The organism is Enterobacter sp. 5-4, assembly GCF_000612205.1.
GTDB classification, from domain to species: domain Bacteria; phylum Pseudomonadota; class Gammaproteobacteria; order Enterobacterales; family Enterobacteriaceae; genus Enterobacter; species Enterobacter roggenkampii.
This window is the reverse complement of sequence record NZ_JFHW01000007.1, coordinates 113906-135306: the sequence shown is the minus strand read 5'-3', so window position 1 is coordinate 135306 and position 21401 is coordinate 113906. Positions and strand designations below refer to the sequence as shown.

The window sequence follows — 21401 nt, the reverse complement described above, 5'->3', positions numbered from 1 at the left end:
TTTCGCCGGGGGAAAGTGTATGACGTTCTGGAGCATCGTGCGCCAGCGCTGCTGGGGGTTACTCCTGGTGGTGGCCGGTGTCTGTATTATCACTTTTATTATTTCACACCTGATCCCCGGCGATCCGGCCCGTCTGCTGGCCGGCGACCGCGCCAGCGACGACATCGTGCAGAACATTCGCCAGCAGCTGGGGCTGGATCAGCCGCTGTACGTTCAGTTTGGCCGCTACGTGGACGCCCTGGTCCACGGTGATTTAGGCACCTCTATCCGTACCGGACGCCCGGTTGCGGAAGACCTGAAGGCCTTTTTCCCCGCCACGCTGGAGCTGGCCTTTTGTTCCCTCCTGCTGGCGCTGGTCATCGGCGTGCCGCTGGGAATTTTATCGGCGGTGTACCGCAACCGCTGGCTGGATCACCTGGTGCGTTTGATGGCGATGACCGGGATCTCCACCCCGGCCTTCTGGCTTGGGCTGGGCGTCATTGTGCTGTTCTACGGGCACCTGCAAATCCTGCCGGGCGGCGGCAGGCTGGACGACTGGCTCGATCCGCCGACGCACGTCACCGGCTTTTATCTGCTGGACGCGCTGCTGGAAGGCAACGGCGAGGTCTTTTTCAATGCGCTGCAGCACCTGATTTTACCCTCGCTGACGCTGGCATTTGTGCATCTCGGTATCGTGGCGCGTCAGGTCCGTTCCGCGATGCTGGAGCAGCTTAGCGAAGACTACATCCGCACGGCCCGCGCCAGCGGCCTGCCCGGCTGGTATATCGTCCTGCGCTACGCCCTGCCGAATGCGATGATCCCGTCAATTACCGTGCTCGGGCTGGCGCTGGGGGATCTGCTTTACGGGGCCGTGCTGACCGAAACCGTCTTTGCCTGGCCGGGCATGGGCGCCTGGGTGGTGACGTCCATTCAGGCGCTCGATTTCCCCGCCGTGATGGGCTTTGCCGTCGTTGTTTCGCTGGCCTACGTGCTGGTTAATCTGGTGGTCGATCTGCTTTACCTGTGGATTGACCCGCGAATCGGGCGCGGAGGTGCCGAATGATGTTAACGCAGGAAACGCCCGTCCCGGTGAAAACCGCCAGACAACGCATCAACTGGGCAAAGCTGTTCTGGATGCTGCGCCAAAGTCCGCTCACGATCGTTGGCGGCGTCATAATGCTGGTGATGCTTTTCATTATGGTGGCCGCACCGTGGATCGTGCCGCACGACCCGAACGCGCTGGATCTGACCGCGCGCCTGCAGGCGCCATCCGCGCAGCACTGGTTTGGTACCGACGAGGTGGGCCGCGATCTGTTCAGCCGCGTGCTGGCGGGCAGCCAGCAGTCCATTACCGCCGGGCTGGCGGTGGTGGTAATTGCGGGCGGCATCGGTTCGCTGCTGGGCTGTCTGTCCGGCGTGCTGGGCGGGCGCGGCGACGCCGTCATCATGCGGGTGATGGACATTATGCTCTCGATACCTTCCCTGGTGCTGACCATGGCGCTGGCCGCCGCGCTCGGGCCGAGCCTGTTTAACGCCATGCTGGCGATTGCGATTGTCCGCATTCCGTTTTACGTCCGCCTGGCGCGCGGCCAAACCCTGGTGGTGCGCCAGTTTACCTACGTGCAGGCGGCCCGCACCTTTGGCGCATCCCGCTGGCATGTGATCAGCTGGCATATCTTGCGCAACGCCCTGCCGCCGCTGATCGTGCAGGCGTCGCTGGACATCGGCAGCGCCATCCTGATGGCCGCCACGCTGGGGTTTATTGGCCTGGGGGCGCAGCAGCCGACCGCCGAATGGGGCGCGATGGTGGCCGTCGGCCGTAACTACGTTCTGGACCAGTGGTGGTACTGCGCGTTTCCCGGAGCGGCGATTTTGATTACCGCCGTGGGCTTTAACCTGTTTGGGGATGGCATCCGCGATCTGCTGGATCCGAAGTCAGGAGGTAAACAGTGATGACCGACCCGGTTCTCAAGATTGAAGACCTGCATCTGAGCTTCCCGATTTTCCGCGGCGAGGTCCACGCGCTGAACCACGTCTCGCTGGAGATCGGCAGGGGTGAAATTGTCGGCGTGGTGGGCGAATCCGGTTCGGGTAAATCCGTGACCGCCATGCTCGCCATGCGTCTGCTGCCGGAAGGCAGCTACCGCATTCATCATGGTCAGGTGAAATTACTCGGCGAAAATGTCCTGACGGCGTCCGAGAAACAGCTTCGCCAGTGGCGCGGCGCAAAGGTCGCGATGATTTTTCAGGAGCCCATGACCGCCCTCAACCCGACGCGGCGGATTGGCAAACAGATGGTAGAGGTGATCCGCCAGCATCAACCGCTTTCCCGGCGTGAGGCGCAGCAGAAGGCGATTACCCTGCTGGAAGAGATGCAAATCCCGGACGCGAAAGCGGTCATGGCGCGCTATCCGTTTGAACTCTCCGGCGGCATGCGCCAGCGGGTGATGATTGCCCTTGCCTTCTCCTGCGAGCCGGAGCTGATCGTCGCCGACGAACCAACCACGGCGCTGGACGTCACCGTTCAGCTGCAGGTGCTGCGCCTGCTGAAGCACAAGGCGCGGGCCAGCGGCACCTCGGTGCTGTTTATCAGCCACGATATGGCCGTGGTGTCACAGCTCTGCGACAGAGTGTATGTAATGTATGCGGGCAGCGTGATCGAGAGCGGCACCACGCAAACGCTGATCCACCAGCCCGTGCATCCCTACTCTATTGGTCTGCTGCAGTGCGCGCCGGAAAACGGCCAGCCGCGCGCCCCGCTTCCCGCCATCCCCGGCACGGTGCCCAACCTCAGCCAGCTTCCGCAGGGATGCGCATTCCGCGAGCGCTGCTTTGCCGCCGGGGCGAAATGCAGCGAAACGCCGCGCTTAGCGCCCACTGGCGCAGAGGGCCAACAGGCCGCCTGCTGGTATCCACAACGGGAGAAAGCCCATGTCTGATGTACTGCTGGAACTGGATAGCCTGCACGTGAACTTTGCGGCGCGCAAAAACTGGCTGGGTCGCGTGACGGAACGGGTCCATGCGCTCAACGGGCTCGACCTTGAGATCCGTCGGGGAGAAACGCTTGGCATTGTCGGGGAATCCGGCTGTGGGAAAAGCACGCTCGCCCAGCTGCTGATGGGCATGCTTAAGCCCAGCACCGGCGCCTGCCAGCGGGCGCACCACGCGGGCGGCATGCAGATGGTGTTTCAGGATCCGCTCTCCTCGCTTGACCCGCGCCTGCCGGTCTGGCGAATCATCACCGAGCCGGTGTGGGTGCAAAAGCGCAGCAGCGAGCGCGACCGCCGCCAGCTGGCTGAAAACCTGGCGCTGCAGGTGGGCATTCGCCCGGAATATCTCGACCGGCTTCCGCACGCCTTCTCCGGCGGGCAGCGCCAGCGCATTGCCATCGCCCGGGCGCTCTCGTCCGATCCGGATATCATCGTGCTCGATGAACCCACCAGCGCGCTGGATATTTCCGTGCAGGCGCAGATCCTCAACCTGCTGGTGACGCTACAACAGCAGCGTAATCTGACCTACGTGTTGATCTCACATAACGTCTCGGTGGTCCGGCACATGAGCGACCGCGTGGCGGTGATGTACCTTGGGCAGATTGTGGAGCTGGGCAGCGCCGCGCAGGTGCTTGGCGAGCCGCGCCATCCTTACACCCGCCTGCTGCTCGATTCGGTTCCGCGCACCGGTGAACCGCTGGATGAAACGCTGGCCTTACGCAAAACGGAGCTTCCCGGCAACCGCCGTCTGCCCGAAGGCTGTTTTTTCCGCGACCGATGCCCGATGGCCGCGCAGGGGTGCGAGCGTCCTCAGCCGTTACAGCCCTCTCGCGAGGGCCGTGACGTCCGCTGCTGGCGCAGTCTGGGTTAGATTTGCGCCATCCCGCCGTCCACGAACAGCTCGGTGGCGTTAATAAAGCTGGCCGCATCGGAGGCCAGAAACGCCACCGCTTTACCCACCTCACCCGGCGCGCCTAAACGGCCGAGCGGCACCTGAGCGGCCAGCGCGTCGTACAGCCCCTGGCGGTGTCCTTCCGGCACGAGGTCGCCGAGGCCAGGCGTTTTGATTGGGCCCGGGCTTACCACGTTGACGCGGATCCCACGGCCCTGCAAATCCAGCGCCCAGGAGCGGGCAAAGTTGCGCACGGCGGCCTTGCTGGCGCTGTAGACGCTAAAGTTTGCCGTCCCCTTAATGGACACCGTCGAGCCGGTCAGAATAATCGAGGATCCGGCGGAGAGCAGCGGCAGCGCCTTCTGTACCGTAAACAGCACCCCGCGGACGTTAGTGCCGAAAATCCGGTCAAACTGCTCTTCGGTGATCGCGCCCAGCGGCAGCATATCGCCGCCACCCGCATTGGCGAACAGAATATCGAGGCGGCCTTCTTCTTTGGCTATCCGGGCATAGACCTCGTCCAGGTCCGCCAGTTTTGACACGTCAGCGCGAATGCCCACTGCCGTTGAAGCAATTTCAGCCACCGCCGCGTCCAGCTCGGCCTGACGTCGTCCGGTGATGTACACCTTCGCGCCCTGTGCCGCCAGCTCCTGCGCCGTGGCAAGACCGATGCCGGTGCTGCCGCCGGTGACCAGTGCGATTTTTCCTGAGAGAGTCGTGTTCATGTCATTTACCTTTTGTTGGGTTTGCGTTGGACAAACTTTAGCCCTTGCGGGATTAGTGAAAAACCAGCAAAAATGAAAATGACTATTCACATACAGAAATAATCAGAGGGAGTCTCATGGATCAGCTCATGGCGATGCGCGCCTTTACCCGGGTGGTGGAAACCGGCAGCTTTACCCGCGCGGCGGACTCGCTGAACATGCCGATCGCCACGCTGAGCAAGCTGGTGAAATCGCTTGAGACGCATCTGGAGATACGCCTCCTGCACCGGACGACTCGCCGGGTGGTCGCGACGCCGGAAGGGATGGAATACTATGAAAAAGCGCTCAGGGTCTTGATAGATATCGAAGATATCGACACCGCGTTTCGCATTTCCCGCGCGACGCCCAAAGGGCATTTGCGGGTTGACGTGGGCGGCTCCACCGCCCGGGACGTGCTCATCCCCCTGCTGCCGGACTTTATGCGGCGCTACCCGGATATCCGCATCGACCTTGGGGTAGCCGATCGTCCGGTGGATCTGATCAGCGGTAACGTAGACTGCGTGATCCGCGGCGGCCCGCTGGACGATTCGACCCTTATCGCTCGCCATATTGGTAACGCCGAAATGGTGACCTGCGCGACGCCGGGCTACCTGAAAAACCATGGCGTTCCAGCCTATCCGCAGGAGCTGTGCAACGGCCACAAGCTCATTAGCTACCTCTCGCCCGTCACCGGGCGGGCGTTTCCCTTTCGCTTCAGGCGGCATGGCGAGGCGATGGAAATCAATATCCCCCATTATCTCGGCATAAATGAAAGTAATGCCCACCTGGCGGCGGCCGTGGCAGGATTGGGGATCGTGCAGACGTTTGAGTATTCGGCAAAGCCGTATTTACAGGCGGGAACGCTGGCGCCGATCCTGGGCGACTGGCGCCCTGCCGCCTATCCGTTTCACGTGGTATACCCTCAGAACCGCCATCTGACGCACCGTCTTAAGGTGTTTATTGCCTGGCTTGCGGAGGTGTTTCCCGCCGCGCTGAAGGGATAGCCGGGCACCAGCCCGGCTGAGGCTTAGTTAAGCGTATAGTCCAGCGTAATTTCGGCTTTCAGTAGCTGCGAAACCGGACAGCCCGCTTTGGCTTTCTGAATAATACCGTCGAACTGCTGAGGGGCGATGCCGGGAACGGTCACCTTGCTCTTCAGGGCAACCTTGGTGATGGCAAAACCGCCGTCCGTTTTATCGAGGGAGACATCCGCGGTGGTGTCAATGGCGTCGGCGGTATAGCCCGCTTCGCCGAGCATCAGCGACAGCGCCATCGAGAAGCAGGCCGCATGTGCCGCGCCGATCAGCTCTTCGGGGTTGGTCCCCTTTTCACCCTCAAAACGGGTATTAAAGCCATAAGGCTGTTGATTGAGAACGCCGCTCTCGGTGGAAACCGTTCCTTTACCGCGCTTAATGTCGCCAGACCAGTGTGCCGAACCGTGCTTATGAATAGTCATTCTTGCTCTCCTTTTGGCTTACAAAGGGTTAAGTATAGACTACGCATCTGACTGCCCCTGGAACACAGACAATTCCGGGACTTACACCTGCTGTACCGACAAAAAGGATAAACCTATGGCGCTAAAAATCAGGATGGCCGTTGCGATCGCTACCCTCGCTCTATCGTTGCCTTTGCAGGCGAAAACGCCCGAGAACTTTATCTATACCAGCTCCGGCGAGCTCGACGCGGCGTTCCCGCTCGTTGTGCGAAGCGATATCGGCGGCGTGCAGATCGTTTACAACTGGCGCTTGCTTGAACCCGAGAAGGACAACTATGACTTCTCGCGAATTGAGCAAGATCTGGCGCGCGTTAAGGCAGTCCGAAAAAAGCTCTTTATTCAAATCCAGGATCGTTTCTTCGAGCCGGACGCGCGCTACGTGCCGGACTATCTGATGCACGATAAGCAATATGGAGGCGGGATTGCACCGCAGTTCGATAACCCCGGCGAAGGGAAGCCGGTCGGTTCAGGCTGGGTGGCGCGTCAATGGGATCCCGCGGTGCGCCAGCGCTACCAGGCGCTGCTGGCCGCCCTCGCGAAACGCTTTGATGGCGAGGTATATGGCGTAAACCTGCCTGAAACCGCCATCGATCTTGACGAAAAAAATCCGCCCGCCGGATTTACCTGCGACAGCTATTTTGCGGGAGAAATGGAAAACCTGGCCTTTGCGCGCAAGGCTTTTCAGAAATCACACGTGGTGCAATACGTGAACTTCTGGCCGTGCGAATGGGATAATGACCACAACTACATGGGGCGTCTTTTTGCGTATGCCAGCGCCAACAGTGTCGGCCTCGGTGGGCCGGACATTGTTCCCAACCGCAAGGCGCATATGAAGAATGCCTATCCTTTCTTCCATAAAAATAAACAGACGCTGCCGCTTATCGCCATGGCGGTTCAGGAACCGACCCTGACCTATAAGAACCCTGAGACCGGCAAGCCCTTCACCAAAGCAGAATTTGATCGGTTCGCGGAAAATTATCTCGGGGCGGATATTATTTTCTGGAGCACGGCCTCCCCCTGGCTAAAGGCTAAGTAAACGACGGCAAACGCCGCGCTCATGCCAGATAGCGGGCCAGCTCATCAAGGAACGCCCGCAGCGCGGCAGGCTGGTATTCCCGGGACTGATAAATCCCATGGATGGCCAGCGGCTTCGGCTCCAGCGCCGCCAGTACCGGCACCAGCCATCCCTGCTCCAGCGCGGCACGCGCTTCACGCTCCGGCAGCATGGCGATACCGCAGTGCTTAATCGCAGCGTCCATCAGCAGCGAAGAGATGCTGGCGCTCAGGTTGCCGCTGACGGCCACGCTCAGGCTTTCGCCCTCCGGCGTCAGGAAGTGCCAGGACTGCCCGGCAAAAAAGCTGTAGTGCAGGCAGTTATGCCGGGCTAGTTCTTCGGGGCTGCCGGGCGTGCCGTGCTGCGCCAGATAGTCCGGCGAGGCGCAAAGGACCGAACGACACTCCCCCAGCCGGCGGGCAATCATGCCGGGTTCAGGGTTATCCGTAATGCGTACGGCGACGTCAATGCGCTCTCCCACCAGGCTGACCGGGTGGTTATTCACGTCCAGCTCAATGCGCAGCTGCGGGTAGCGCGAGAGCAGACCGGGCAGGACCGGTGCAATCAGGTGCATGGCGGTAAAGTGCGCGCAGGCCACCCGCAGGGTGCCAGACGGGAGATCTTTTTCCGACTGGCCTTCAATTTCCTGCGAGATCTGCGAGAGCGTCCGCGTTTTTTGCAGCACCTTTTCGCCTGCCACGGTCAGCGTCAGCTTGCGCGTGGAGCGGTTTACCAGCCGCGTGCCCGCCCATTTCTCCATCTGTTCAAGGTAGCGGCTCACCATTGGGCGGGAAATACCCAGCGCCCGGGCCGCCGCGCTCAAACTTCCCAGCTCGCATATTCGGTTGTAAACCTGAGCGGCAATCACGCGATCCATATCAACTCCATCTGCTCGATTTATGAAACTAAGCATGTCTTGTTTCAGGAATTCTGGCAAATGCGAATTTCCGTACAATAGAGACATTCCTGAACAACAGAGACAACAGCATGAAATTCACTCACCTTGCCCTGCTTTCCACCCTTTTCACGCCGGCTGCTTTTGCCGCGCCGTTAAGCATTGATACCTATAACCCGCAGGAGAAAGGCATTTTCGCTGTCTCCTCCACGCTGGTTTCCGGCCCGAAAGAGGCGGTGCTGTTTGACGCGCAGTTCAGCGTGAAGGATGGCGAAGCGCTGGTAGAGAAAATTCGTCAAAGCGGTAAGACCCTGAACAAGATTGTGATCACCTCCGGCGATCCGGATTTCTATTTTGGCCTGCAGCCGCTGGTCAAAGCCTTCCCGAACGCCAAAGTGGTGGCCACGCAGCACGTGGTTGATCACATCAAGGCTACCAAAGACGCCAAGCTCGCCTTCTGGGGGCCGCAGATGAAAGACGGCGCGCCAACGGAGCTGGTCGTCCCGCAGGTGCTCGCCTCCACCACGTTTATGGTTGACGGGGAGAAGATCGACATCGAACAGCCTGACAGCTATGCGGCCTATGTATGGATCCCGTCCGCAAAGACCATCCTCGGCGGCACTGGCGTAGCCTGGGGGATTCACGTCTGGACGGCGGACACCCAGACAGCGGAAAGCCGTAAGCAGTGGCAGGAAACGCTGGTGAACATGGCGGCGCACAAACCCGAGCGCGTGATCCCGGGTCACTATCTGGGTACCCCGCCAGCCGGGACGGGTGCGATTGATTTTACCCGTGACTATCTCCAGCGCTTTGAAAAGGCCTTGTCCGTTCATAAAGATTCTGCGGGCGTCATCAGCACCCTGAAAAAACAGTATCCGAATCTGGCTGAAGAGAGCTCGCTGGAATTAAGCGCTAAGGTGAATACCGGCGAAATGAAGTGGTAATTTAAACGCTGCTCCTGCTATTTTTTCGAGATAGCAGGAGCACCGTCATAATATTCTCTCAGCGCCACGTCGATTTACCCCTGCATTTCAAAAGCACACAAAAGCATACACTTATGTCATTTTTATTTCTAAGATGAATCTGAGCCACAACCGGGAAAATATTTGCCATTCTGTTTGTGAATTAAATTTTTTGCGAGCCGTACCATTAAACAGACAACGACACGGAGGCAGCATGTTTACTTATTACCCGGCAAATACCGCAGCAGCACAACCTGAACTCGTTAACGCGATTGCACAGGGTCTTCACGCCGAGCACGGTGCTGTGACTGAAGATGACATTTTGATGGAACTCACTAAGTGGGTGGAATCCACAGATAATGACATCCTCAGTGACATCTACCAGCAGACCATTAACTACGTCGTCAGCGGGCAAAACGCACCCTTGTAAAAACCTGCTAAGCTGGATCTGCAACCTAAGGGGTTACATTTCTTTTGCGTAAGCAAACTGGTCCTTAAAACTATCAACAGGATTGAGGAGTTAATATGAAATCGAACCGTCAGGCACGCCATATTCTGGGACTGAACTACAAGCTTTCTAATCAGCGCAAAGTGGTGATTGAAGGCGACCATGAAACGCAAGTCACTCACGCCACCGGCAGAAAACGCCACGCCGGCAAGTAAGTTCCAGACTGAGATCCAGAACACCATCGGTAATCCCGATGGTGTTTTTGTTTATGTGTTGCGGTAATTAATATTTAGCTCCTTTATAATACCGCCGGACCGCACCCCATCGCACAGGCCAGAAAGATGACAAACAGCAGTGTCAGGGACGGATCTTCATAAAAAGAGTGAGTGACATGGACAACAAACTGAAAAAACATCGTTCCTTATACATCCCATACGCCGGACCGGTTTTACTTGAATTTCCCCTGCTCAACAAAGGCAGCGCCTTCAGCATGGAAGAGCGCAGCAGCTTTAACCTGCTGGGCCTGCTGCCAGAAGTGGTTGAAACCATTGAAGAACAGGCAGAGCGTGCGTGGATCCAGTACCAGGGTTTCAAAACGGAAATCGACAAACACATCTACCTGCGTAACATTCAGGACACCAACGAAACCCTCTTCTATCGCCTGGTACAAAACCATCTTGAAGAGATGATGCCGGTGATCTACACCCCGACGGTGGGTGCCGCCTGCGAGCGTTTCTCCGAGATCTACCGTCGCTCCCGCGGGGTATTCATCTCTTATCAGAACCGTCACAACATGGACGATATTCTGCAGAACGTGCCGAACCACAATATCAAAGTAATTGTGGTGACCGACGGCGAACGTATTCTTGGCCTCGGCGACCAGGGCATTGGCGGGATGGGGATCCCCATCGGTAAGCTCTCACTCTACACCGCCTGCGGCGGCATCAGCCCGGCGTATACCCTGCCGGTGGTGCTAGACGTCGGCACCAACAACCAGCAGCTGCTCAACGACCCGCTCTATATGGGCTGGCGCCATCCGCGTATTACCGACGACGAGTACTATCAGTTTGTCGACGACTTCATTCAGGCCGTGAAGCACCGCTGGCCGGACGTGCTGCTGCAGTTCGAAGACTTCGCGCAGAAAAACGCGATGCCGCTGCTGAACCGCTATCGCGATGAGATCTGCTCCTTTAACGACGATATCCAGGGCACCGCGGCCGTGACGGTGGGTACGCTCATCGCCGCCAGCCGTGCAGCGGGAAGCCAGCTGAGCTACCAGAAAATCGTCTTCCTGGGCGCAGGCTCCGCGGGCTGCGGTATTGCCGAGCAGATTATCGCCCAGACCCAGCGCGAAGGGTTAAGCGAAGAGCTGGCCCGCTCCCGCGTCTTTATGGTGGACCGTTTCGGCCTGCTGACCGACGGCATGCCGAACCTGCTGCCGTTCCAGACCAAGCTGGTGCAGAAACGCGAAAACCTGAAAAACTGGGATACCGACAACGAAGTCCTTTCCCTGCTGGACGTGGTGCGCAACGTGAAGCCGGATATTCTGATCGGCGTTTCCGGGCAAACCGGTCTCTTCACCGAAGAGATTATTCGCGAGATGCACAAGCACTGCGAGCGCCCTATCGTGATGCCGCTGTCTAACCCGACGTCCCGCGTGGAGGCGACGCCACAAGACATCATCGCCTGGACCGAAGGTAACGCACTGGTTGCCACCGGCAGCCCGTTCGATCCGGTGGTGTGGAAGGATAAAACCTATCCGATTGCCCAGTGCAACAACTCCTATATCTTCCCGGGCATTGGTTTGGGCGTTATCGCCTCCGGCGCGTCCCGCATCACCGACGAAATGCTGATGTCGGCGAGCGAGACCCTGGCGGGCCACTCGCCGCTGGTCAACGACGGCGAAGGTCTGGTTCTGCCTGAGCTGAAGGACATTCACAAGGTGTCGCGCGCTATCGCGTTTGCAGTGGGTAAAATGGCGCAGCAGCAGGGCGTGGCGGTGAAAACCTCTGCCGACGCGCTGCAGCAGGCCATCGACGACAACTTCTGGAAGCCTGAATACCGCAGCTATCGCCGTACGTCGATTTGATCCGCTTTGACCGTTCCCTCTCCCAGTGGGAGACGCGGTGCGGCCCAATCGCCCGGTGGCGCTTCGCTTACCGGGCCTACGGGGGCTCTCCCTGTGTGCTCAGGAATCCCAGTAATTTTTTTTACCGGATGCGATGAATGTTGCTTCATGAAAATGAATGACTTACAGCGACACCCTGGTCCGGCTGTAAATCGCCGAAGCGTTTCCGTAAGGCCGGGGCGAGGCGCAGGGATGCGCCGAGAGGGCGTGGCCTGCAGGGATGCAGGCTCATGCCCGACCCGATAGCCTGAAGGAATAAGCTGAGGGCACCGCGAAGCGGCGATTTACCGCCGGGAGCCCGGGTCGCCAGGGTGGTGGCGACTGAGCCACCCTGGCACGTTCACCGGTCACATCGCTAAAGAGTAGCAAGGAACATAAAGTGAACGTAATGACCACCAGAGCCGTATGTTCCCCTCACCCTAATCCTCTCCCATAGGAGAGGGAATTACATTCGTCCCACCCCCTAGCCAAACCCCTTTTCCCCCGCTACACTCCTTTCATCCATTAACCCACTGAATATATAAGGAGGCCAATTATGCTGTATCGTGAAATTTTCAATGTTTCACATACATTTGGCGATCGCACCCGCTCAAGCGTTATCGGTATCGTGCTGCGATAACTTCGGCTTGAGCGAAGACACCAACCCCTGAAATCCCTTCTCTCGGGCTTACTGAGTTATCGTCAGCGATGTTTGACGAGGCATAAACATGCCTGTAACTCTTGGGTAAGCAACAATGAGCACTTTACTCACTGCACAATCTTTACGCGTTGATACGGCGTTTGGCACGCTCTTCGACTCACTCTCCTTTACGCTGAAAAAAGGCGACCGCATTGGCCTGCTGGGCGATAACGGCTGCGGAAAAAGTACGCTGCTGAAGGTGCTGGACGGCACGGATTCACCCGCTGCCGGAACGGTAGCGCTGGCCGGGCATTGCCTGATGGCGCGTGTGGAGCAACATCTCCCGGACGCTATTTTACCGCTCACCATGCTGGATGCCGTACTCGCACAGCTGCCTTTTGCTGAGCGCGATAGCCTGCGCTGGAAAGCCGAAACGCTGCTGGCAGGCATGGACTTTACGCCGCAGGATATGATGCTGCACTCCGCCACGCTGAGCGGCGGGCAGCACACCCGCCTGCTGCTGGCCCGGGCGCTGATTCACGAGCCGGATCTGCTCCTGCTGGATGAACCCAGCAACCACCTGGACCTGCCGACCATGCTCTGGCTGGAACACTTCCTACAGAACTGGTCGGGCAGCTTTGTGCTGGTCTCGCATGACAGACAGCTGCTGGATGCCGTCACCAACGGCAGCTGGATCCTGCGCGATAAAACGCTGCACTACTTTGCCCTTCCCTGCACGGCGGCACGTCAGGCGCTGGAAGCCAAAGATGAGACCGACGCGCAGCGCCACAAGGCGGAGCAAAAGGAGATCGACCGCGTGACCGCCAGCGCCAAACGTCTGGCGACCTGGGGTAAGGTTTACGATAACGAAGACCTGGCCCGCAAAGCCAAACAGATGGAAAAACAGGTCGAACGGCTCAAAGAGAGCCAGACCGCGCTCACGGCGGGCAGCCCGTGGACGTTAACCCTGCGCGGCGACGCGCTGCGGGCTGACCGTCTGCTGGAGATGGAAAACCTCGGCGTCCCGCCCGCGCCTGGGCTACCGCCGCTGTTTAACATCGAAACGGCGCGGCTGAAAAGCGGCGATCGCGTGGCGATTGTCGGTCGTAACGGCTGCGGTAAATCGTCGTTGATGAAGCTTATCTGGCGACATTTTACGGATGAACCGGCGGACAGCGGGCTGAAAATCCATCCGCGCGTCTCGCCAGGCTACTACGACCAGACGCTGCATCAGCTGCCGGACAACGCCACGCTGCTCGACGCGCTGGAGCCTTTTGCACCGGATCCGCAGAACCGCAAAATGGCCTTGATAAGCGCCGGTTTCCCATGGGCGCGTCACGGACAAACGGTCAGCACGCTCAGCGGCGGCGAGCGTTCGCGCCTGCTGTTCGTGGGCCTGACGCTTGCCCGCTACAGCCTGCTGATGCTGGATGAGCCCACTAACCACCTGGACATGGAAGGCAAAGAGGCGCTGGCGCACACCCTTCAGCAGTTCGAAGGCGGCGTCCTGCTGGTCAGCCATGACCGTCAGTTAATTAGCCAAAGCTGCAACCGTTTCTGGCTAATTGAGGACGGTACGCTGAGCGAATGGCACGATGCAGAAGCGGTGTTTGAGCGGCTGCGTGAACGCGCGGGGCTGGTGACAGCCACTGCGCCCGCTGTCGCCGCGACGGTTCACCCCTCGCCGCATGACGATCTGCTTGAGCGGCTGATCGCGCTGGAAACGCTGCTGGAAGACGATCTGGCGCGCAAGCCGAAGCATCAAAAGCCGCAGCTCCAGGCACAATGGCGTAAAGAGATAGAGGAGATAGAAGCCCAGCTGTAAGTCTGCGCCCGGCGAGCGCCTCGCCGGGCCAGCATTTTCCCCCTTAATTATTAGAGGATCGCCGTATTCTTAATCTGAAATCGAATCAAATGATGACATTATGTTGCCGCAGCCTTGCATTACCAGGCTAATGTATTAATCCTTAAGGGGTATTACACCTGCTATGCAGATTCTTATCATGAACAAGGAGATACACATGAAGGCTGCTGTTGTCACTCAGGACCACCAGGTCAGCGTCACCGAAAAAACCTTACGCCCGCTAAAGCATGGGGAAGCCCTGCTGAAGATGGAGTGCTGTGGCGTATGCCATACCGATCTTCACGTGAAGAACGGTGATTTTGGCGACAAGACCGGGGTTATCCTGGGCCATGAAGGAATTGGTATCGTGAAAGAAGTCGGCCCTGGCGTGAAGTCGCTGAAAGTCGGCGACCGCGCAAGCGTGGCCTGGTTCTTTGAAGGCTGCGGCCACTGCGAATACTGTAATTCCGGCAATGAAACCCTGTGCCGTGACGTGAAAAACGCCGGTTACTCCGTCGACGGCGGCATGGCGGAAGAGTGCATCGTCACCGCGGATTACGCGGTAAAAGTACCGGACGGTCTGGATTCGGCGGCGGCCAGCAGCATTACCTGCGCTGGCGTGACCACCTACAAAGCGGTGAAGGTATCGGGTATTAAGCCGGGCCAGTGGATTGCGATTTACGGTCTGGGCGGGCTGGGCAACCTTGCGCTGCAGTACGCCAAAAACGTCTTTAACGCCAAAGTTATCGCCCTGGACGTTAACGACGAACAGCTGAAGCTGGCGGCCAGCATGGGCGCGGACCTCACCATTAACTCCCGCAGCGAAGATGCCGCTAAAATTGTGCAGGAAAAAACCGGCGGCGCGCATGCCGCCGTCGTCACTGCCGTCGCAAAAGCAGCATTCAACTCTGCCGTTGATGCCGTGCGTGCCGGTGGCCGCGTGGTCGCGGTTGGCCTGCCGCCGGAAGCGATGAGCCTCGATATTCCGCGTCTGGTGCTGGACGGCATTCAGGTGGTGGGTTCGCTGGTTGGCACCCGTCAGGATCTGCAGGAGGCCTTCCAGTTTGCAGCCGAGGGCAAAGTGGTGCCGAAAGTGACGATGCGTCCTATTGAGGACATCAACGCCATCTTTAAAGAGATGGAACAGGGCCAGATCCGTGGCCGTATGGTGATCGACTTACGTTCATAATCGTCCACCTTTCATCACCGCTCCTCTCCGGAGCGGTTTTTTTATAGCCATTTTCCGGCAATCCTTATCTTAATTCCTTTGTTCCCTTGTTTTCCCCCGCGCCCGATGATGAATCCGACGCTAACAAGAAGATAACAAAGGAATTCACCATGCAAACCCCATTTCGTCTGCCGCTGCTGACGGCGCTGATTCTGACGACCACCGCAGCCTGGTCCGCCGATGCGCCGGTCAAAGGCGGCACGCTGATTTATCTGGAGCAACAGGCGCACACTAACCTCTATCCGCCCGCCGGCGGCTTCTACCCGAACGGCGGCATCCTGAACCAGATCACCGACAAACTGACGTGGCAAAACCCAAAGACGCTGCAGGTCGAACCGTGGGTGGCCGAAAGCTGGACCACCAACGCCGATAAAACCGAATACACCTTCAAAATTCGCCCGGGGATCACCTTCTCCGACGGCACGCCGCTCGACGCCAACGCCGTAGCGAAAAACTTTGATACCTACGGCCTAGGTAACAAGGCGCAGCGCCTGCCGGTGTCAGAAGTGATCAATAACTACGATCGCAGCGAAGTGGTCGACCCGCTGACCGTGAAGTTTTACTTCAAAAAACCGTCACCGGGATTCCTGCAGGGCACCGCCACCATCGGGTCGGGCCTGGTCTCGCTCAGCACGCTCAAGCGCAATTTTGAAGAGCTGGGTGACGCCCGGCATATCATTGGCTCAGGCCCGTTTGTGGTGAAGGACGAGAAACTGGGGCGCGAAGTGACGCTGGAAGCGCGAAAGGACTACCAGTGGGGGCCCAAAAATCTGGCGCAACAGGGGCCAGCCAATCTTGATGGCATCAAGTTTATCGTGACTCAGGAAGACAGCGTGCGCGTCGGCGCCCTGCTGGCCGGTCAGGCCGACTTTATTCGCCAGGTGCAGGCGTATGACGAAAAGCAGGCGACCGATCAGGGCTATAAGATCTACGCTGCCCCAACGCGCGGGGTGAACGACAGCATCAGCTTCCGCCCGGATAACCCGCTGGTCTCCGATATTCGCGTCCGCCAGGCGCTGCTGCATGCCACCAATGCAAAACAGGTGGTTGAGACCCTCTTCTCGGCTAACTATCCGCAGGCGAAGTCGGTGATTGCCAATTCCGCCGCTGGCTTTGTCGATCTCAGCGACAAATTGACCTTTGACCCGGCTAAAGCTAACCAGCTGCTGGACGAGGCGGGCTGGAAAGCGGGCAGCGACGGCATCCGCGCCAAAGACGGCCAGCGGCTGGCGCTGACGGTATATGAATCCCTGCCGCAGCCGCAAAATAAAGAGGTGCTGCAGCTGGTTGCCCAGCAGTGGCGTCAGGTGGGCGTGGCGCTGAGCGTGAAAGCCGGTGACGCAGGCAGCCGCACGCTGGATAACCTTGATCCGCTGAAGACCCCGTTAACCGTCTCCGAAGTGGGCCGCGCCGATCCTGACGTGGTGAAAAGCATGTTCTACCCCGCTAACCGCGACGCGCTGCTGCAAAAAGGCGGCTCCAGCGACAAGGTCAAAAGCTTCCGTGACGACAAGCTGAATGCGCTGCTGGTGGATATCTCCGCCGAAGTCGACCCGCAAAAACGCCTGCAGCTGACCGGCGATGCCCAGCGCTACCTGCTGGATAACGCCTACGTCATTCCGATTTTCGAGGAGCCGCAGGTCTTTGCCGGTGCGCCATGGCTGAAAGGCGTGAATTTTGAAGCGGTCGGCCGCCCGTCGTTCTACGGCGCGTGGCTTGAGAAACACTGAGGAGCTGACGATGCGCCACGCACTTCTTCAACGTTTTGGGCACGGGCTGCTGGTCTTGTGGGCCGCCTTTACCCTCTCGTTCGTGTTGCTCCAGGTGCTGCCGGGCGACGCGGTGCTGATTAAATTTCAGAACCCGGACCTGGGCTTAAGCCCGGCGCAAATCGAGGAGATGCGCGTGGCCTACGGCGCGGACAGCCCGCTTTGGCAGCAATACGGCCACACGCTGCTGGCGATGCTGCGCGGGGATTTCGGCTACTCGTTACAGGCCGGGGTGCCGGTCAGCGCGCTGATTGCCAGCAATTTGCCGGATACCCTGAGCCTCGCCCTGCCCGCCTTTTTACTTGCGGTCCTGCTGGCGTTTGCGCTGGCCTTTGCGTCGCGCCTGCCGGGTCTGCGCTGGCTAAGTAATACCCTCCAGTCTCTGCCGGTCCTGTTTATCTCCTTACCGACGTTCTGGCTGGGGATTGCCCTCATCCAGCTCTTTTCTTTCCAGCTGCGGCTGATCCCGGTGATTAACCCGACGCCGCTGCAGGGGCTGATCCTGCCGATCGTGACCGTCGCGATCCCGATCTCCGCCCCGCTGGCACAAATCCTGATGCGCAGCCTCGACCAGGTGGCGACACAGCCGTTTGTCGCCGTGGCCAGGGCTAAAGGGCTGAGTGAAACCGCCGTGCTATGGCGTCACGTCACCGGCAACGCCCTGCTGCCGGTCCTGAACATTGCCGGGCTGCTGCTGGGCGAGCTGATTGCCGGGGCGCTGATCACGGAAACCGTTTTTGGCCGCAGCGGGCTCGGGCAGCTGACCCAGCAGGCGGTGAATAACCAGGACATCGCCGTGCTTCAGGCGGTGGTCATGATTTCCGCTCTCGGTTTTGTCCTGATCAATCTGCTGGTGGATCTGCTGATGCCGCTGCTGGATCCCCGTCTGCAAACCGTTACCGGAGGTGCATCATGAGCCTGGTCGATTACGCTGCCGCCGCGCGAAAACGCGTTCCCGGCTGGCAGGGCGTCGCGTGGCAGCCGGGACTGTGGCTGGCATGGGCGGTCATTATTATTGCGCTTTTTGCCGCCGTGGCGCCCGGCCTGTTAACCCACTACAGCCCGATTGAGGGCATCGCCGGAGCGCAACGTCTGGCGCCGCAGGCGGGCCACTGGCTCGGCACCGATCAGCTTGGCCGCGATGTTTACACCCGTATTGTGTACGGTGCGTCCCACTCCCTGAGCGCGGCGCTCGCTGCCGTCACGATGGGGCTGGTGGCAGGCACCGGCCTGGGGGTCATTGCCGGGGCGTTCGCCGGACGCGTCGAGTCTTTCCTGATGCGTTTTGTCGACGTGCTGTTGTCCATTCCGTCTCTGCTGCTCTCGCTGACGGTCATTATTCTGCTCGGATTTGGCACCGTTAATGCCGCGATTGCCGTCGGCGTGGCCTCCATTGCCAGCTTCGCCCGCCTCGCGCGCGGTGAAGTGGTGCGCATCCGCCATACGGATTATGTCGAGGCAGCGTTCGGCAGCGGCGGGACGTTCCTGGCGGTGCTGTGGCGACACATCCTGCCCAATGCCTTAACCGCCGTCCTCGCCTTTGCCACGCTGCAGTTTGGTCAGGCTATCCTGGCCCTCTCCACGCTGAGCTTTCTCGGCTACGGTACCCCGCCGCCCGTACCAGAATGGGGTTTATTGATCGCCGAAGGCCGTAACTATCTCTCTACCGCATGGTGGCTAACCACCTTCCCCGGCGTGGTCGTCATCGCCGTGGTGCTTGCCACCAACCGTATCAGCCAGCAGTTCAGCGGAGGCCTGAAATGACCGTACTCTCGGTAGAAAACCTGACCATCAGCTACCGTACCGCGCGCCGGTGGCGCGAGGTGGTACATAACGTCAGCTTTACCCTCAGGCGAGGGGAAATGCTGGCCTTTGTCGGCGAATCCGGATCCGGCAAAACGACCACGGCACAGGCAATCATCGGTCTGCTGGCGGATAACGCCCGGCGCGATGCGGGGAAAATCATTCTCAACGGCGAGGAGATTAGCCAGTGGTCAGCGAAGCGTCTCGATACCCTTCGCGGGGCGCGAATCAGCCTGGTTCCGCAGGATCCGGGTAATTCACTCAATCCGGTGAAGACGATCGGCGTGCAGGTCGGGGAAATTATTCAGCTGCACCAAAAGGTAACGGCTCTCCAGCGTGACGAGCAGGTGCTCGCCCTGCTGAGAAAGGTCGGCCTGAGCCACCCCGAACAGCGCATGACGCAGTATCCGCATCAGCTCTCCGGCGGGATGAAACAGCGCGTGCTGATTGCCATCGCCATTGCCCTGCGCCCGGACGTGATCGTTGCCGATGAGCCCACCAGCGCGCTGGACGTGACGGTGCAAAAACGCATTCTCGATCTGCTGGATATCCTGCGCCGGGAATCGGGTACTGCCGTTCTGTTTGTCACCCACGATCTGGCCCTGGCAGCCCAGCGCGCGGACAGGCTGCTGGTGTTTCGCAACGGCGAGGTTCAGGAGCACGGCGACACAGCCGATATCGTCCGCACGCCGCAGCACGCCTACACCCGTCAGCTGCTGAGCGATCTTCAGGGCCAGCGCCTGACCATCGCCCCGGTAGCCGGTCTCCCGCTCGCGTCACCGGCCATTCGCGCCCGCGCCATCAGCAAACGGTTCTCGCTGGGTAAAGGTCATCAGCTGCAGGCGCTGGATCGGGTGACGTTTGACGTCAGACGCGGCAGCACGCACGCGCTGGTCGGTGAATCCGGCTCCGGGAAGACCACCCTCGCCCGTATTTTGCTGGGTTTTGAACAGGCCGACAGCGGACAGGTCATTATTGATGACATTGATGCCACCGCGCTCAGCCGCGAGGCCCGTCGTCAGCTGCGCCAGAAGATCCAGTTTGTTTACCAGAACCCGTTCGCCTCTCTCGACCCGCGTCAGACGCTGTTTGAGATCATCGAAGAGCCCCTGAAGAACTTTTCCCGCCTCGCGAAGGCGGAGCGAAAGGCCCGGGTGGAGACCGTGGCGCAGCGGGTTGCCCTGCCCGTCGAACTCCTGACCCGCACCGCCAGAGAGCTTTCAGGCGGACAGCGCCAGCGCGTAGCCATCGCCCGGGCGCTGATCCTGGAACCGACCATTCTGGTGCTGGACGAAGCCACCTCCGCGCTGGACGTCACCGTCCAGGCGCAAATTCTGGCGCTGCTTCAGCAGCTGCAGCAGCAGTTGGGATTAACCTACCTGTTCATCACGCACGATCTCTCTACCGTTCGCCGGATCGCCCACAGCGTCACGGTGCTGCGCAGCGGTCAGGTGGTCGAACACGGTGACGTCGAGACCTTATTCACGTCACCGCAGAACGACTATACCCGCGAGCTGATTGCCGCCATTCCCCATTTTTCACCCGCTACGGAGGAGTTCGCATGACGCGAAAACGCCTGGGATTTTTCACCCGCCTGCTTGACGACGCCACGCCGAAAGAGCGCTATCGACTGGCTACAGAACAGATCCGCCACGCTGAACGCCACGGTTTTGACAGCGCCTGGATTGCCCAGCACCACTTCCACGAAAGTGAAGGCGGCCTGCCGTCGCCGCTGCTGTTTCTGGCCCACGTTGCGGCGCATACCGAAACCATCCGGCTGGGCACGGCCATCATCACCCTGCCGATGGAAAACCCGCTGCGCGTGGCGGAAGATGCGGCGGTGCTGGATTTACTCGCCGATGGACGTCTCGAAGTCGGTTTTGGTTCGGGCGGCACGCCGACCTCTTTCCTGCCGTTCGGACTGACGTTTGAACAGCGCGGCGCGGCCTTTGCCGACCATTTACATGTGATCCAGAGCGCCTGGCGCGGGGATTCGCTCACCCATCCGGATAACCACCTCTACCCGCCAGCGCCACAGCTGGCTGACAGGATCTGGATTGCCACCTTTTCCGTCGACGGCGCCGCTCGCGCCGCGCGGGCCGGACACGGGTTAATGCTCTCCCGCACGCAGCCGCGTCCGGCAGACCAGTTGGATCTCACGCTCGACGCGATCCAGAACCCGATTGTGGATGCCTACCTTGAGGCCCTGCCTGCCGGTATCGCACCGCGCATTCTGGCCTCCCGTACGGCATTCGTCGCCGACAGCGATGACTATGCGCTGAAGGTTGCGACGCCGGGTCTCACCAGACAGGCCCAGCAGCATCGCGCTGCCGGACACGCGGTTAAAGGTGACACCGTCACCGATTTTCGTCGCCAGTTCGACGCCCACATCGGTTCGCCCGAGACGGTGCTGCGTTCGCTGCAGGCCGATTCCGTTCTCCGGCGCGCCACGGACATCTCATTCCAGGTCCATTCGGTCGAGCCCACCCATCGAGACACGCTGCGCTCCATCGAACTGATCGCCGAACATATTGCCCCCCACATCCTTTGAGG

Annotated in this window: 20 protein-coding genes; 17 read left to right on the top strand and 3 right to left on the bottom strand. The window is 59.7% G+C overall.

Going from position 1 to position 21401, the window contains the following annotated elements:
- Nucleotides 1–19: 19 nt before the first annotated feature.
- Genes AA74_RS0103210 through AA74_RS0103195 form a run of 4 tightly spaced genes read left to right on the top strand, consistent with a single transcriptional unit; the run spans nucleotide 20 to nucleotide 3840 of the window.
- Nucleotides 20–1042: an ABC transporter permease gene (locus AA74_RS0103210; RefSeq protein WP_025911020.1), complete on the top strand. Its 1023-nt coding sequence runs from the start codon at nucleotides 20–22 to the stop codon at nucleotides 1040–1042.
- Entirely contained in the window at nucleotides 1039–1932 is an 894-nt protein-coding gene (gene ddpC / locus AA74_RS0103205; protein WP_025911018.1) for a D,D-dipeptide ABC transporter permease, read from the top strand. The genes AA74_RS0103210 and ddpC overlap by 4 nt, the downstream gene beginning before the upstream one ends.
- Nucleotides 1932–2918 (top strand): ABC transporter ATP-binding protein, encoded by a 987-nt coding sequence (locus tag AA74_RS0103200; RefSeq protein ID WP_023327531.1) that lies wholly within the window; start codon nucleotides 1932–1934, stop codon nucleotides 2916–2918. The genes ddpC and AA74_RS0103200 overlap by 1 nt, the downstream gene beginning before the upstream one ends.
- Nucleotides 2911–3840, top strand: a complete 930-nt coding sequence (locus AA74_RS0103195) for an ABC transporter ATP-binding protein (RefSeq protein WP_025911016.1) — start codon at nucleotides 2911–2913, stop codon at nucleotides 3838–3840. The genes AA74_RS0103200 and AA74_RS0103195 overlap by 8 nt, the downstream gene beginning before the upstream one ends.
- On the opposite strand, the gene AA74_RS0103190 is transcribed toward AA74_RS0103195, so the two are convergent.
- Entirely contained in the window at nucleotides 3837–4586 is a 750-nt protein-coding gene (locus AA74_RS0103190) for an SDR family NAD(P)-dependent oxidoreductase (protein WP_025911014.1), read from the bottom strand. The two genes, AA74_RS0103195 and AA74_RS0103190, sit on opposite strands and share 4 nt — an antisense overlap.
- Nucleotides 4587–4702: 116 nt before the next feature.
- On the opposite strand from AA74_RS0103190, the gene AA74_RS0103185 reads away from it, so the two are divergent.
- Complete coding sequence (locus AA74_RS0103185; RefSeq protein WP_025911012.1) at nucleotides 4703–5608, top strand: LysR family transcriptional regulator; 906 nt, start codon at nucleotides 4703–4705, stop codon at nucleotides 5606–5608.
- A gap of 23 nt (nucleotides 5609–5631) precedes the next feature.
- On the opposite strand, the gene AA74_RS0103180 is transcribed toward AA74_RS0103185, so the two are convergent.
- Nucleotides 5632–6060 (bottom strand): OsmC family protein, encoded by a 429-nt coding sequence (locus AA74_RS0103180; protein ID WP_008501708.1) that lies wholly within the window; start codon nucleotides 6058–6060, stop codon nucleotides 5632–5634.
- A 115-nt stretch (nucleotides 6061–6175) separates the two neighbouring features.
- Between AA74_RS0103180 and AA74_RS0103175 the strand changes: the two genes are divergently transcribed.
- Complete coding sequence (locus AA74_RS0103175; RefSeq protein WP_025911009.1) at nucleotides 6176–7135, top strand: hypothetical protein; 960 nt, start codon at nucleotides 6176–6178, stop codon at nucleotides 7133–7135.
- 19 nt (nucleotides 7136–7154) lie between these two features.
- Here AA74_RS0103175 and AA74_RS0103170 read toward each other — a convergent pair whose 3' ends face one another.
- Entirely contained in the window at nucleotides 7155–8030 is an 876-nt protein-coding gene (locus AA74_RS0103170) for a LysR family transcriptional regulator (RefSeq protein WP_025911007.1), read from the bottom strand.
- A 110-nt stretch (nucleotides 8031–8140) separates the two neighbouring features.
- Here AA74_RS0103170 and AA74_RS0103165 point away from each other — a divergent pair, with 110 nt between their 5' ends.
- The 11 genes from AA74_RS0103165 (at nucleotide 8141) to AA74_RS0103110 (ending at nucleotide 21399) form a co-directional block, all read left to right on the top strand.
- Nucleotides 8141–8992 (top strand): Vmh family MBL fold metallo-hydrolase, encoded by an 852-nt coding sequence (locus tag AA74_RS0103165; protein WP_025911005.1) that lies wholly within the window; start codon nucleotides 8141–8143, stop codon nucleotides 8990–8992.
- 232 nt (nucleotides 8993–9224) lie between these two features.
- Nucleotides 9225–9440 carry a biofilm-dependent modulation protein gene (gene bdm, locus AA74_RS0103160; protein WP_013096534.1) on the top strand — a complete coding sequence of 72 codons (216 nt, stop codon included), beginning with the start codon at nucleotides 9225–9227 and terminating at the stop codon, nucleotides 9438–9440.
- A 95-nt stretch (nucleotides 9441–9535) separates the two neighbouring features.
- The gene (gene sra, locus AA74_RS0103155) at nucleotides 9536–9673 is read left to right on the top strand and encodes a stationary-phase-induced ribosome-associated protein (RefSeq protein ID WP_008501714.1); all 138 of its coding nucleotides are present in this window, start codon (nucleotides 9536–9538) and stop codon (nucleotides 9671–9673) included.
- 176 nt (nucleotides 9674–9849) lie between these two features.
- Nucleotides 9850–11547, top strand: coding sequence for an NAD-dependent malic enzyme (locus tag AA74_RS0103150; protein ID WP_008501715.1), 1698 nt, complete (start codon nucleotides 9850–9852; stop codon nucleotides 11545–11547).
- A 773-nt stretch (nucleotides 11548–12320) separates the two neighbouring features.
- Nucleotides 12321–14030, top strand: coding sequence for an ABC-F family ATP-binding cassette domain-containing protein (locus AA74_RS0103140; RefSeq protein WP_025910998.1), 1710 nt, complete (start codon nucleotides 12321–12323; stop codon nucleotides 14028–14030).
- A gap of 196 nt (nucleotides 14031–14226) precedes the next feature.
- Nucleotides 14227–15237, top strand: coding sequence for an alcohol dehydrogenase AdhP (gene adhP / locus AA74_RS0103135; RefSeq protein WP_023327537.1), 1011 nt, complete (start codon nucleotides 14227–14229; stop codon nucleotides 15235–15237).
- Nucleotides 15238–15386: 149 nt separating this feature from the next.
- Entirely contained in the window at nucleotides 15387–17006 is a 1620-nt protein-coding gene (locus AA74_RS0103130; RefSeq protein ID WP_025910995.1) for a TIGR04028 family ABC transporter substrate-binding protein, read from the top strand.
- A 10-nt stretch (nucleotides 17007–17016) separates the two neighbouring features.
- Nucleotides 17017–17961 (top strand): ABC transporter permease, encoded by a 945-nt coding sequence (locus AA74_RS0103125; protein WP_025910993.1) that lies wholly within the window; start codon nucleotides 17017–17019, stop codon nucleotides 17959–17961.
- On the top strand, nucleotides 17958–18809 hold the full coding sequence (locus AA74_RS0103120; RefSeq protein ID WP_025910991.1) for an ABC transporter permease: 852 nt from the start codon (nucleotides 17958–17960) through the stop codon (nucleotides 18807–18809). The genes AA74_RS0103125 and AA74_RS0103120 overlap by 4 nt, the downstream gene beginning before the upstream one ends.
- Nucleotides 18806–20413 carry an ABC transporter ATP-binding protein gene (locus AA74_RS0103115; RefSeq protein ID WP_025910989.1) on the top strand — a complete coding sequence of 536 codons (1608 nt, stop codon included), beginning with the start codon at nucleotides 18806–18808 and terminating at the stop codon, nucleotides 20411–20413. Before AA74_RS0103120 ends, AA74_RS0103115 begins: the two co-directional genes overlap by 4 nt.
- Nucleotides 20410–21399, top strand: coding sequence for a putative FMN-dependent luciferase-like monooxygenase (locus AA74_RS0103110; RefSeq protein ID WP_025910987.1), 990 nt, complete (start codon nucleotides 20410–20412; stop codon nucleotides 21397–21399). The genes AA74_RS0103115 and AA74_RS0103110 overlap by 4 nt, the downstream gene beginning before the upstream one ends.
- Nucleotides 21400–21401: the final 2 nt, after the last annotated feature.